Raw genomic sequence first — 12,822 nt, 5'->3', positions numbered from 1 at the left:
AAAGCATTCATCTTTCTCCCCAATTCTGTTAAGACTCAATCTCAGCGAGTTCCATCCAGCGTTCAGTCGCAGCATCAATAGCCTGAGTTAAAGTTTCCACCTTTTGATAGAGTTCCCCAACTTGGGCGACTTTACCAGGAGCCGCATTATAAAGCGCTTTCTCTGCCTCAGCTTTTTCGGTTTCCAATTGAGCAATCTTGCTTTCAAGTTTCTCAAACTCGCGCTTTTCCCAAGTTGAAAGCCTACGCCGTTTGTTGTTATTGTTACTAGAGGGTTGTGGCTCTGCTGGACGTACTTGGGGCTGCACTGACTTTGAGCTATCCTTAGCATTGGCAGCTTCGCGCAATGCTGCTTCTTCTTCGGCTTTCTTGTAGTCCAAGTAAACTGAGTAATTACCTGGATATTGGCGCAGATTGCCACCCTCTTCAAAGGAAAATATTTTGTCTACGGCGCGGTCGAGGAAGTAGCGATCGTGGGAGACACAAATCATACAGCCGGGGAAATCTTCTAGATAGTCTTCTAAGACCGCTAAGGTTTGAACATCTAAGTCATTGGTTGGTTCATCAAGGATGAGAACATTAGGCGCACTCATCAAAACGCGCAACAGAAATAGGCGACGTTTTTCCCCACCAGAAAGTTTATGAATCGGGGCATATTGTTGATTGCCAGGGAATAGAAAACGCTCCAACATTTGGGAAGCCGTAATCTGAGTGCCATCGGCAATTTTGAGATATTCTCCAACTTCTTTAATGTAGTCAATCACTCGCAAATTTTCATTCAATGCAACGAGTAATTCTTCAGAGTGTTGGTTAAAATAGCCAATGTGAATGGTAGAGCCAATCTCAACGCTTCCAGAATCAGGTTGAACGCGCCCGGTGATAATATCCATCAAAGTTGATTTGCCTGCACCATTGCCACCGATGATGCCGATACGATCTTCGGGACTAAATTCATAGGTGAAATCTTTGATTAAGGTGCGTCCATCGTAGGCTTTAGAGATATTCATTAAATCAATAACTTTTTTGCCAATCCGACGACTCAGAGTGGAAATATCGACTTTGCCCTGAGTCTGTTTGAACTCAGTTGCTTGCATCTCGTGGACGCGATCGATCCGAGCTTTCTGCTTGGTACTCCGGGCTTTTGGCCCTCGCTTCAACCATTCCAATTCTCGGCGAAGTACTCCCTGATGTTTGCGCTGACTGCTGACAGCAGACTCTTCAGCGAGGGCTTTTTTCTCCAGATAGTAGGAATAGTTACCCGCGTAAGTGTAGAGGTCGCCTCGGTCGATTTCAAGAATTCGGTTGGTGACGCGATCGAGAAAATAGCGATCGTGAGTGATGAGCAGAATTGCTCCTCGATAGCGGTTCAAATAGCTTTGTAACCACTCAACAGATAGGGCATCTAGATGGTTAGTTGGTTCATCCATCAGCAACACTTCGGGTTCTGAAAGCAAAGCGGTTGCCAAAGCAATTCGCTTGCGATAGCCGCCGGATAGAGTAGCAATTTTGGCGTTAAAATCTTCAATTCCTAGCTTGGTGAGGATGATTTTGGCATTTGTCTCCAGTTCCCAAGCACCAGTAGCATCCATGCGTTGCATGACCGTAGAGAAGCGGGACATGAGCTGGCTATCTTCTCGATTGTGAGCCAGTTTGTCTGACAGTTCTTCATATTCGCGGACAAGGGACATTTGCTCCCCGCTATCGGCAAAGACTTGCTCTAGAACGGTGAGATTTTCATCTAAGTCGGGTTGCTGAGGTAAGTAAACAATCCGTACTCCTGAGTTGACTAAAAGTTGACCGCCATCAATCGGTTCTAGTCCGGCTATCATCTTCAACAGCGTTGATTTTCCGGAGCCATTGGTACCGATTAGACCGACTTTATCTGTAGGATCTAGGCTAAAGCTGGCATCTTTTAAAATTTCTTTGATGCCAAAGTCTTTTTTAACTGATTGCAGTGTAAATATGCTCATATCATTCTCAACTTTGTTTGGAGGGAGTAGGTGTTGCCCGTGAGTTGCCTAAATAGAGGGCGAAGCATTTGGGAGTGCAATTTCTTGGAGTGTGTTTGGGTTTATTTCCCGAATGCTTCGCCCCTACAAAACCATCTATGTAGGGTCGAAGCATAAGCATAACTGAGCGTAACGATGTGTTAGCTGGCAACCCTTAATTTTATTCGCTCATGGTTCGCCTTCTTAATTCTGAAGAGGCGAATCTACCCCCTAAAACTATTGAGGGGCAGTTGCATCCTGAAGATTACCCAGGTTGAAGAGGAATGGGATACTGCTATTAGAGTCACCACCCGTGACGAGAACTTTTGGCATTTGGGAACCTCCTTGTCTCCACGCTTCGATCGCTTCTTTCTGAAGAACTAGCCCACCACCTTGTTGCTTTAAGGTTTCAGCTAGGAGTCGTTGAGCCTCAGCTCTACCTTTAGCACGATTGATGTCTGCTTGGGCTTCTTGTTCAGCTTCTTGCGCCACATAAACTGCTCGTTGCGCCCGCTGTTCGGCAATTTGTTTCTCTTCAACTGCCCTCGCAAACTCAGGGGAGAAAGTTAGGTCAACGACACTAGTATCTAGCACGATAATTCCGTACTTATCTAACCGTTGACCCAAGGCAGTATCAAAGTCTTGTTTCAGTTCCTCTCTTTTAGTAATTGCTTCTTCAACGGTTCTCCTAGCCGCTGCTACTTTAAAGGATTCCTGAGTCTGCGGTGCAATAATTTTTGACACGATATTCTCTAAGGTTCCTTGTTTCCTTCTCACCTCAACGACTTGGATAGGGTCGAGGCGAAAGTTGATGGCAAATCTAGCAGAGAGATCCTGTAGATCCTTGGTAGAACTCTGTGCCGGAACTTCAAATTTTTGCACGGTCAAATCATAGATGTCTACAACTGAGATCAGTGGGGGTTTGAGGTGGATGCCTTCTAGCACAGCTCCATCTCTCGCTTTCCCTAAGATACTGATGACTCCTGCCTGACCTGGGTTAATAATTACAAAAGAATTGAGACTAATAAAGAGGACTAAGGCAGTGATAATCCCTAGGATTGATAATTGTAAATTCTGCGCGTACTGATTTTTCAAGAGCCGATCTCCTTTTGTTTTGGTGTGACTCAGGGGTTATGGTTTGCTACCTCTACTTCTGTATCACCCTTCTCCACGGTAAACTAAAACTCATGTTTACCCGTTTTCTACCATCCGCAGCCCAAGCGCTGACAGAATCCACCTCGATAGCCCTAGCAGAGAGTATCGAGCAGACTGCGATCGCAACTCCTCTCTCGCAACAGGCGATCGCTACCACCTACGTTCATCAGGGTAGCGGCGGAACGCCCATCCTGTTGCTGCATGGCTTTGATAGCTCTATTTTCGAGTTTCGTCGCCTCCTACCACTGCTAGCAGCCCAGAATGAAGCCTGGGTTGTCGATTTGCTGGGTTTCGGCTTTACCGAACGACCGGCGGGACTCCCGTTTAGCCCAACAGCCATTAAAACCCATCTCTACTACTTCTGGAAAACGCTGATTAACCAGCCAATTGTTCTCGTGGGAACTTCAATGGGGGGTGCTGCGGCAATTGATTTTACCCTCACCTACCCGGAAGCGGTGCAAAAGCTGGTGTTGATTGATAGCGCTGGTTTCGCCAGTCCCCCCAACATTGGCAGGTTGTTGTTTCCTCCCATTAGTAATCTGGCTACTTCATTTTTGCGAAATCAGAAAGTGCGCGATCGCATTTCACGCAATGCTTACTACGATCAAAGCTTTGCCTCTCTCGATGCTTTACGGTGTGCGGCGTTGCACCTCGATCTCCCCAATTGGCATGATGCCCTGATTGCCTTCACCAAAAGCGGGGGGTACAACTTTTTGAGCGATAAAATTGCTCAAATCGACAAGCCGACACTGATTCTGTGGGGAGAGTTTGACAGGATTTTAGGGACGGCTGACGCAGAGAAATTTAAAAGAGCGATCGCGCTTTCTCAACTCATCTGGATCGAAAATTGCGGTCACGTTCCTCACTTGGAACAGTCCCAAATTACCGCCCAGCATATTCTAGAATTTTGCTAAATTTTTAGCTTTTCCTTCTTCTTTCCCTTTGACTTAATTGCCCTCGATTCAATCGTAAACTCTGGAATCTCTTGGAGTTGGGCTTCACACAAGCTGTACTGCTCGCAAACCAAACTCAGGCGAAACCCTGAACTGGTGACTTGATTCACTGAATGAGTTAAATCGCCCTGAAAATCTAGCAGCGTGTTGGCTTGAGGGCGAATTTGTCCTACATTGCGCTTCTGGCAGCGTAACACTAACTCTCCTCCCATCAAATCCCGTGGCACTTGAACATAGAGGACACTCACCCAGGCTGGCGGTTCGATACTCTTGCAGTAAGAGCGCAGACTGCGGTCAATGTGGGGATCGACGCGAGAACCCTCCTTCAGCATCAAAGGATTGAGATAGAAAGCATTACACTTCGGGTGCAAAGCCACGTTGAGATAAGGTTTGAAAAAGGGAAAACTTCGTTCAACTTCGCTCAAGCCCGAACGCTGGAATACAACCGAAAATCCCTTAGTGCCGATAAAGTCGCGGTTCAAGTTGTTAACCGCAAAATAGGGACACGCGAGAATCTGCCCCTGCAATTCGCTGAGGTAGTCAGGCTCAAAAACTTGGTGCTGTAGGCGGTAGTAGCTCAAGAAACTCTCAGAAAATGAAATGTCCTTCTGTTAGTTGTATCGCTTGTTGCACCTTGTTGTGTATATTCCACCGCCCCATCCCGACTATTTCAAAATTAAGTAAATTATTTTTACAGAAATGAGCAAATCAGCAATTTAGGAATTAATAGGTTTACTCTACTTTGTATCCATCATTGTTTCAGGGAAATGGTGCGACCATGATGCTGAACCCATACAGAGTAGAAGAGTGGGATGCAAAGCTATTTCTGAACCGCTGCGCTAAAACACATCACCGTCAAGACATTCTCCTCTACCTTGCTGTTAGCAATGATTGTTCCCACCTGGAAAACTTAGCCGCCGAAGTTCACAATAATCTTCCGGGCTGGTTTGACAGCGACAAGCCGATTTTATTGGGCGCGAACGACCTGAGTGTCATTGTCAACTGCTGCCAACAAAGCCCCATCGGTAAATTGCTGCCGGGTGCCCTCTACGTTCATGTGTCAGCACTTTCTCAACTCGACCCTCTGCTGAGGCTCTACGAGGGCTATGCAAGACGAACAGTAGGACGTATTGATGGCGCTACCCTAATAAAATTCAACATCGAGCAGCCTAAAATCTCTTACTTGTTTTATCCTGACTTTGATACCGACCCTCATCCCGCCTTGCAAGCTAGCATTCAGATTGATGTTCGGGACGGGAGTTCAACTTACCGAGACTACAGTACTAGCGACAATCCCCCTGTCCTCCACCGCAAAGAAACCTTTGTCACCCCCGATTATCCCCACTACGAAAAATTCGCCAACCTCACTCGGCAAGAAGAGAAATTGCGGCTTTTAGACAAAACCCGTGGCATTGGAACGCTTCGGGGTTGGTTAGAATGCTTACAAGATTATGGTGTCGAAATCCAGGGTCATCAAGTTATTCGGCGGCAAGTTGTAGAGAACTTACATCCAACCTCTCTACATTCGACACTGCCTAAAATAGAGCGTCACAAAGCTGCAATTGCTCGTAAAAATCTTTCTCGCCCCGTGCGTCTCGCTTTAGAAGCTGGCTTATTTAGTGAAGATAGCACTTTCTTTGACTATGGTTGCGGCTACGGAAGCGATATTCAGCACATAGCGGAAAAGGGCTACACCAGCGCTGGATGGGACCCTTATTACTCTCCGGATACCCCCCGCACCACCGCTGATATTGTTAATCTCGGTTATATCATCAATGTTATTGAACGCACAGATGAGCGTCGAGAAGCATTATTAAACGCCTGGGAGTTAACAGAAAAAGTCCTAATTGTTGCTGCACTGGTTTTAATTGATGACCGAGGAACGGGTCAACTTGCCTACGGCGATGGGGTGATTACTCGCCGCAATACTTTTCAGAAATACTACGAACAGGAAGAACTGAAAATTTATATTGACCAGGTTCTTAATGTTAATGCGGTGCCAGTTGCATTAGGCATTTACTTTGTTTTCCGAGATGAAAGGCTTGCCGAAGCTTACCGCGCCTCTCGCTTTCGTTCTCGCGCCACAACTCCCAGAATTCGTGCCAACATCAAGCGATTTGAAGATTACCAGGAAATGCTGGCACCGCTGATGGCGTTTGTCACCGAACGCGGTCGTCTGCCTGTCAAAAATGAAAAACCAGAATTGGAGAATTTGAGGGCTGAATTTGGCGGGTTTCGCCGTGCCTTCCAGGTCATTTTACAAGCAACCGACCAAAAAGAGTGGGATGCGATCGCTCAAAAACGCCGCTTAGACCTTTTAGTTTATCTCGCACTAGGCAAGTTCAATCATCTCAAGCTCAAACAAATATCACCAGAAGTCCGTAACGATATCAAATGTTTATTTGGTAGCTACGACGAAGCCTGGGAATTAGCTGAGGAAATGCTATTTAGTCTAGGCGATCCCGGTGTGATTGCCCACTGCTGTCAACAAAGCTTGGTTGGCTGTACCACTGGTTTTAAGCACACGCCTCTCTATCCTAGTTCCTTCATGGTTCATGTTTCAGCTTTTTCCGAACTCGAACCGTTGCTGCGCCTCTACGAAGGCTGCGCTAGTCGTACAATTGGACGCATGGATGAAGCCACGCTAATTAAATTTCACACCTATAAACCAAAAGTTTCATATTTGTTCTATCCCAATTTCGATACTGATCCTCATCCGGTCCTGCACACCAGTATGCAAATCGATCTGAGAGATTTGAGCGTCAGCTACCGGGATTACGAAGATGATGTTAATCCACCAATACTACATCGAAAAGAAACTGTTATTACCCCCGATTATCCGAATTATGAGAAGTTTTCCCGACTCACTCAACAGGAAGAAGACTGGGGGCTTTTAAATGATGAGCGGACTATTAAAACGCTTAGAGATTGGCAACGATGCTTAAAGGCAAACTGCCTAGAAATAGAAGATTATTGTCTTTGCTGGCGTAAAGACGCCGATCCGATTCGGGTGCAGGAATTAACAGCAGTTCGTGAAAAAAGGAAAAATACAAAAGTAACATCTTTTTAAACGCAAAGAGCGCAAAGGTTAACCCTGATGTACTCAAAGATTTTTGTTTTCTTTCCTTGGAGTAACTTTGCGCTTTCCTTGGCAAAACTTTGTAGTTAAAAAAATTCATTAATTTCAATTCAAACTAGCTTCACAATTCTTTTGCTAACTGAATCCAATGTTCAATTCCCTTTTGTGTTGGTTGCCCCGATGCTGTGAAGGTTCTGATGTCTCTCTTGTGTTGAAAACCATAACTGATATGAATTGGTTTATCTACTCCATAAAAGTATAGAGAATCAAATGGTAATTTTTGACTTAATATCCAATCGATAACGCGATCGCTATCTGAACCAACGATCAAAAAATCGCAGGCAGCGCCTAGTCGTTTACAGTAATATTTACCATTCTTGTTCATTTCATGCGCCATGTGCTGGTCTAGTTCCGGTGCAACTCGACCATTTTTATGACCTGTCGCCGAATCTTTTTTATCTAGGTATCTTTTTAAGTCCTTGGAACAAAAGCCATAAGTTAGGTGAAAATCATTAACGCCGAAATAGTCAATTATTGGATCTAAGATAAGTTGATTTAGCTTTTGTAGTGCAGGCAGCGTTTCTTCTGGATTTTGGGGAAATGGATAAATTTTGGATGCGTACTTTTGATAAGTCTGGGTACAGGTGCAAAAATCCTCTAAAGTAAGGTATTTTCCTAGGGAAACTTCTTTCATCGTTGAGGAACTATAGTGCATCAAGAGTACAATAAGCTGGTACGCGATCGCATTCCCGAAATCATTCACCAAGCAGGGCGAGAGTGTGAAGTAGAGGTAATGACAGAAGCAGCGTATCACCAAGCATTGCGAGATAAACTCATCGAAGAAGCGCAAGAAGCTGCTGAAGCTACTGCTCAAGACTTAGTGAAAGAACTCGCTGACCTATACGAAGTCATCGATGCCTTGCGTGCAGCTTGTCAAATAGAGCGTTCCTCAATTTTGGCAGAACAAGAAAAACGACGTTCAGAGCGAGGTGGCTTTGACCAGCGCTTTCGATTATTGTGGACTCAGTAGCCGCGAAGTCGATACGGTAGAGGTATGGATAACCCGCTACACCTGCTAGACATCGCCGAGTCTTATCTAAGAAAATCGGTTGCACCATTAGCCACACAGATAGATGGCAGCCCAGAAGCACTACGAGAGGCGCTTAAAGGACTTGGCGAACGTTTTTTACTGGCGTTGCGAGTTCCCCAAGAGTGGGGTGGTTCCGAAGTCAGTGAACAGACTTTTCGGACTTTTCAAGAGCTAATTGCAAGATATTCCGGTGCTTTGGCATTCTTGCAGACTCAACATCAAAGTGCCGCTGGGATGCTTGTCGCCAGCAAAAATTGTTCTCTTAAATGCCAGTATCTTCCCCGTATGAGCAACGGGCAGATTTTAGTCGGTGTCGGCTTCTCTCAATTGCGGCGGCAGGGCGACCCAACTGTGAAAGCCTTTCCGGTAGAAGGGGGATATCATCTAGAGGGACAAGTGCCTTGGGTTACGGGCTGGGGCTTGTTTCAAGAGTTTATTGTCGCCGCAACACTCCCCGATGGGGGCGCAGTCTTTGGCATTGTGCCCTTTGTTACCAAGTATCAGGAGATGGGGGGTGCAATTACATTTACCCAGCCAATGCAACTGGCAGCAATGACCTCAACCAATACCGTCACTGCAAATCTTACCAGTTGGTTTTTGCCTCAAGAGCGTGTTGTCTCTATCAAGCCTGCGGGTTGGATTCACGAAAACGATTTGAAGAATGTCCTTCACCAAGGCTTTTTTGCTTTGGGATGCGCTAGAGCTGGACTTGATATTCTGGAAGCTGCTGCTCTAACCAAGCCTAACGCCTTTATTTCCAAAGCTTTTAAGTCACTCGACCGGGAACTCACCGCCTGTAGCACTGCCATCAGACATCCCTCTAAACCCTTTGCAGATCGTCTGCAAATCCGAGCTTGGGCAATTGATTTAGCTGTGCGGTGTGCCCATGCTGCCGTTACCGTTTCCCGTGGTGCCGCCAACTACAGCCACCACGCAGCACAGCGAGTTTACCGCGAGGCACTGGTGTTTACTGTTTCCGGTCAAACCACGGCTGTCATGGAGGCGACGCTCAACAGGTTGGTGCGTTCAGAATCCGCACTTTCTCTCAGCACTGAGGAGACTCAGCCTGGGACCGACAAACAGCAACTTGAAACTTATTCCTCATCCGATTAATCTATGAATCGCCAAGAAGTTGAAGCTAGAACGATTCTGATTGCTTTGACAGGTTCCAGGGGCTACGGTTTAGCGACTGAAACCTCAGACTATGACTATCGCGGTATTTTTGTGGCAACTAAGCCTTATTACCTGGGATTTTCTCAAATTGAACAAAAGGATAGAGGTTGGACAGAAGAGCCTGGAGAATTTTCTTATCTGACTAAAGATACTTGTATTTATGAGCTGAAAAAATTTTTAGAACTGTCTGCCGATAACAACCCAAATATTTTAGAGCTTCTCTGGTTCAAAGATTATGTTCTTTTAACTGAAGTCGGTAATACCTTGAGACGCTATAAACAGATGTTTCTGTCAAAAAAGGTGAAGCACACTTATGCGGGATACGGTTATGCCCAAATAAAAAAATTAGAGTCTCACCGCCGCTGGTTACTCGAACCACCAACCAGAAAACCTGAGCCAGAAGACTTTGGATTAGAACCTGCCCAAGCGCTGACGGTGGGCGAAATTCATGCGTTTCTAGAATATCTCTACTTGTTAATTAGAGGCCGAATTCAGTTTTTGGAAGAAGGGCAGGAACTTTATAATTTGCTAACTGCCAAAATTGATTTTAAGGGGGTATTGAAGCAATACGCTTTACCAGAAGAACCGCTGGAGTACACCCGGAAACTTACCGGCAGCTCGGAAGAATTTATTAAACTGCTGCAAAAAAGCCAGCAGTATCAAAACGCCCGCCGAGAATACGATAACTACCAACAATGGAAAAAAAATCGCAATCCAGCACGGGCAGCGATGGAAGCTAAAGTGGGGTATGACTCTAAATTTGCGATGCAGGCTATCCGCTTATTAAGAACAGGTATCGAAATTTTAGAGACACAAACCTTAATAGTCGATCGCCGGGAAACCGGCGATGCACGGGAATTGCTAGCCATTAAAAACGGCGAGTATCGCTATGAAGAAGTCATGGCGATCGCTAACAATTTGTACAAAGGACTCGATGAAGCCTACGCTAAATCTACCCTGCCTAGAAGTGTAGATAGAGAAGCAATTAATCGACTTTGTATTGATTTAGTGGCAATGCAAGGGTGGTAAGGCTAATAGCGGACAACGTTTTGTCTTTTGCAAATTTGGCTTTTACTTTGTACCTTGTACCTTTTTTTGCCACTGGTCAATTGCCTTCTGGGCAGTCGTATAGGTAGGTGTGTCTTTCGGGACTAAAGCCGCTGTCTGAATGGCTTCTTTAAGCCTTCCATCAGAGGCGCGAGTCTGCGCTGTCTGATAAATCGTTTTGCTCCACTGGGCAATTAACTGTTGTGCCTCGGTATATCCAGGCTGATCGGGGGGTACTTTGCGAACAGCGGCGATCGCGCGAGTGTAAGACGAAGCTTGTCCGGGTTGAATTAATCCTTGAGCAGATTGGAGAAGGATTTTGTTGGTTCGCTGTTGCTGTGCTTTTTCACGCCAGCTGGCGATTGCTCCTTGAGCTTCCTTATAAAGGGACTGATTATCCTCTGGAACCAGTCGTGCCGCCGCGATCGCCTTATCAAACTGCCCTTGTTTTGCCCGCCCGTTAGCTAAATCCAGAATCACACCGCTCCAGCGTGCAATGTCTTGCTGTGCCTGTTCGTAGAGAGGTTCGCCTGGTTTTATTTTCTGGGCTTCTGCGATCGCCTGACTAAACTGAGAAGCTTGATTTGGGACGATCAAAGTTCTTGCTCTATCCAACACCGCTTGATTCGCCCCCGCTTGGGTCTCGGTGCCCCCCACTGCATTCTGGGATTTGGAACCTGAAGAAGCTGACTGTAACGATACAGCAGCCGGTGTGGTGCTGCCAGGAGCGGCATCCGTTGAAGTATTTATTGCCTGCTGACCAATAAATGCGGCTCGGTTACGGAGAAATACCCCCCCGATCAATGCCACTATCAGTGCGATACCACCGCACCACAAAAGTAGATTCAACCACCAGGGTGTGTCATCTACAAGGGTAGTAGATGACACACTTGTCTGGGGGACGATAGCACCTTGACCAATCCCTGAGCGGATGCCGGAAGGGTTATAGTTTGTCTCCGATCCTTTAGAAGTCTGCTTCTGGGTCAAGGCGGCTGCACCAGCTACGTTATTATGCCCCACCATACCCGGAGTAGCCTCCTGACGATCCATTCCGACGTTGTGCATACCAGAAGTGGAAGCTACTGGAGGTGTATCTGAAGCTAAGGTCGCATTCCAGTTCATCACTCCGTTCGGGAGGAGCGTTGGGAGTTTGTAGTTACTTGCCGAAGAGGGTATTGCACTCAAGGGTATCTGAACGGGTCGCCAGTGGTGTTCGCTCAACTCAGGCAGGTGCGATCGCAGATAACGCTCCAGACTCTCCAAATTCTTGCCTTGGTTATATCGCAGTCCTTCTAGCAGTACTGCTGTAAATAATCCATGACCCAGTGAGGACGCTTCGTAAGAAAATTGATCAACTTGGCAGGACAGGACTGTGGCAATACCCATTGTTTGGGCTAATTCCAAAGTTTGCGCCCCTACCTTTGCACCTGCTTGACCGCCCTGACTGCGGTTTATATCTAGCAGCACCAAAATATTTTTAGCCGCCGACTCTTTGAGAGTGGTAAAGAGCGATCTTACAGATATACCAGTTTCCGCTATTTCATCTGGGTCTCCTTGACTGGGCATTAGGTAATCCTCCCCGTCGAAGGTTACTCCATACCCACTGAAAAAGAACCAGAGCGAATCATCGACGTTTACTGGCGCATGGCACCACTCATCAAACCAATCCAGCAGGTTTTCCTTAGTAGGGTAAGTTGACTGATCGCTAATCGGCGGTGAGGTGTCCGTTAACAGCAGACACTCGTCTGCTGACCATCCAGCTTCGTCAACCAGAAACTGCCACAGCGTCTGTGCATCCGCTTGGGCATAGCTTAGAGGCTGGAAAAACTGATATTGATTGATGCCAATTGCGATCGCCCAGTGATTTGCCATGACCCATGCCCCAGATATCTATTAGAGAGGGTAGCCCAAAAATAGCATTTACTAACAAGCAAACTACAGGAAACGGCTTCTTTTGGCAATTGCACAGTGGAAACAAAGCAGTTTGCATTAGCTCAATCCTATAATAAAGGGTCGCTCTTGAAGAGCGACCCTTTATTATAGTCAATCTAACTAAAAATCAACCTGGCACTGAGCTATTTTCCCAGGCAGTCACCCACCGAGTATCTTCGCCGCAGTTGCGTTTCACCTCCGAGTTCGGGATGGAGTCGGTGTGGTTCCACAACGCTAGTAGCACCAGGAAAGAATGTGAGGATGAACCCTCAATACTGCATAGTAACGTTAGTTTAGTTTTAGGAGTTGAGGTCAAGCCCTCGGTCTATTAGGACGCTTCGGCTGCATACATTGCTGCACTTCCACCTGGCGCCTATTTACAGGTGTTCTTCCTGTGACCTTACTG

The 12,822-nt window shown here is 46.4% G+C and carries 10 protein-coding genes and 2 rRNA genes (1 of these 12 cut by a window edge); 5 read left to right on the top strand and 7 right to left on the bottom strand.

The annotated features are described in order from the left end of the window. Positions 1-28: 28 nt before the first annotated feature. Both NDI44_RS12175 and NDI44_RS12170 read right to left on the bottom strand, forming a co-directional pair. Entirely contained in the window at positions 29-1,969 is a 1,941-nt protein-coding gene (locus NDI44_RS12175; RefSeq protein WP_190411496.1) for an ABC-F family ATP-binding cassette domain-containing protein, read from the bottom strand. A 255-nt stretch (positions 1,970-2,224) separates the two neighbouring features. Further along, on the bottom strand, positions 2,225-3,082 hold the full coding sequence (locus NDI44_RS12170) for a prohibitin family protein (RefSeq protein ID WP_190411495.1): 858 nt from the start codon (positions 3,080-3,082) through the stop codon (positions 2,225-2,227). A gap of 92 nt (positions 3,083-3,174) precedes the next feature. On the opposite strand from NDI44_RS12170, the gene NDI44_RS12165 reads away from it, so the two are divergent. Next, positions 3,175-4,056 (top strand): alpha/beta hydrolase, encoded by an 882-nt coding sequence (locus NDI44_RS12165; RefSeq protein WP_190411494.1) that lies wholly within the window; start codon positions 3,175-3,177, stop codon positions 4,054-4,056. Here NDI44_RS12165 and NDI44_RS12160 read toward each other — a convergent pair. Beyond that, positions 4,053-4,676 (bottom strand): 2OG-Fe(II) oxygenase, encoded by a 624-nt coding sequence (locus NDI44_RS12160; RefSeq protein ID WP_190411493.1) that lies wholly within the window; start codon positions 4,674-4,676, stop codon positions 4,053-4,055. The two genes, NDI44_RS12165 and NDI44_RS12160, sit on opposite strands and share 4 nt — an antisense overlap. 197 nt (positions 4,677-4,873) lie before the next feature. Here NDI44_RS12160 and NDI44_RS12155 point away from each other — a divergent pair, with 197 nt between their 5' ends. Further along, positions 4,874-7,165 (top strand): DNA phosphorothioation-associated putative methyltransferase, encoded by a 2,292-nt coding sequence (locus tag NDI44_RS12155; protein WP_199304775.1) that lies wholly within the window; start codon positions 4,874-4,876, stop codon positions 7,163-7,165. 130 nt (positions 7,166-7,295) lie between these two features. Here NDI44_RS12155 and NDI44_RS12150 read toward each other — a convergent pair whose 3' ends face one another. Beyond that, positions 7,296-7,868 (bottom strand): hypothetical protein, encoded by a 573-nt coding sequence (locus NDI44_RS12150; RefSeq protein ID WP_190411492.1) that lies wholly within the window; start codon positions 7,866-7,868, stop codon positions 7,296-7,298. A gap of 15 nt (positions 7,869-7,883) precedes the next feature. Between NDI44_RS12150 and NDI44_RS12145 the strand changes: the two genes are divergently transcribed. From NDI44_RS12145 to NDI44_RS12135, 3 genes are read left to right on the top strand one after another with little or no spacing between them, the layout of a single operon-like run. Beyond that, positions 7,884-8,204, top strand: coding sequence for a nucleoside triphosphate pyrophosphohydrolase (locus NDI44_RS12145; protein WP_190411491.1), 321 nt, complete (start codon positions 7,884-7,886; stop codon positions 8,202-8,204). A 24-nt stretch (positions 8,205-8,228) separates the two neighbouring features. Beyond that, positions 8,229-9,377: an acyl-CoA dehydrogenase family protein gene (locus NDI44_RS12140; protein WP_190411490.1), complete on the top strand. Its 1,149-nt coding sequence runs from the start codon at positions 8,229-8,231 to the stop codon at positions 9,375-9,377. 3 nt (positions 9,378-9,380) lie between these two features. Further along, complete coding sequence (locus NDI44_RS12135) at positions 9,381-10,466, top strand: nucleotidyltransferase domain-containing protein (RefSeq protein WP_190411489.1); 1,086 nt, start codon at positions 9,381-9,383, stop codon at positions 10,464-10,466. A gap of 42 nt (positions 10,467-10,508) precedes the next feature. Here the strand turns inward: NDI44_RS12135 and NDI44_RS12130 are convergent, their stop codons facing one another. The 3 genes from NDI44_RS12130 to NDI44_RS12120 form a co-directional block, all read right to left on the bottom strand. Next, the gene (locus tag NDI44_RS12130) at positions 10,509-12,356 is read right to left on the bottom strand and encodes a caspase family protein (RefSeq protein ID WP_190411488.1); all 1,848 of its coding nucleotides are present in this window, start codon (positions 12,354-12,356) and stop codon (positions 10,509-10,511) included. Positions 12,357-12,546: 190 nt separating this feature from the next. Beyond that, positions 12,547-12,664 (bottom strand): 5S ribosomal RNA (gene rrf / locus NDI44_RS12125). 60 nt (positions 12,665-12,724) lie between these two features. Then, positions 12,725-12,822, bottom strand: a 23S ribosomal RNA gene (locus NDI44_RS12120) (it continues 2,790 nt past the right edge of the window).

Origin of the sequence: Trichocoleus sp. DQ-A3, assembly GCF_039961975.1 — a bacterium.
GTDB lineage: Bacteria > Cyanobacteriota > Cyanobacteriia > Cyanobacteriales > FACHB-T130 > FACHB-T130.
This window is presented reverse-complemented; position numbering and strand designations above follow the sequence as displayed.

Bases quoted from the DNA above. Each gene is read 5' to 3' on its own strand.
- NDI44_RS12165 (WP_190411494.1), top strand. From the start codon at position 3,175: ATGTTTACCCGTTTTCTACCATCCGCAGCCCAAGCGCTGACAGAATCC.
- NDI44_RS12140 (WP_190411490.1), top strand. From the start codon at position 8,229: ATGGATAACCCGCTACACCTGCTAGACATCGCCGAGTCTTATCTAAGA.
- NDI44_RS12130 (WP_190411488.1), bottom strand. From the start codon at position 12,356: ATGGCAAATCACTGGGCGATCGCAATTGGCATCAATCAATATCAGTTT.
- NDI44_RS12135 (WP_190411489.1), top strand. From the start codon at position 9,381: ATGAATCGCCAAGAAGTTGAAGCTAGAACGATTCTGATTGCTTTGACA.
- NDI44_RS12175 (WP_190411496.1), bottom strand. From the start codon at position 1,969: ATGAGCATATTTACACTGCAATCAGTTAAAAAAGACTTTGGCATCAAA.
- NDI44_RS12155 (WP_199304775.1), top strand. From the start codon at position 4,874: ATGATGCTGAACCCATACAGAGTAGAAGAGTGGGATGCAAAGCTATTT.
- NDI44_RS12150 (WP_190411492.1), bottom strand. From the start codon at position 7,868: ATGAAAGAAGTTTCCCTAGGAAAATACCTTACTTTAGAGGATTTTTGC.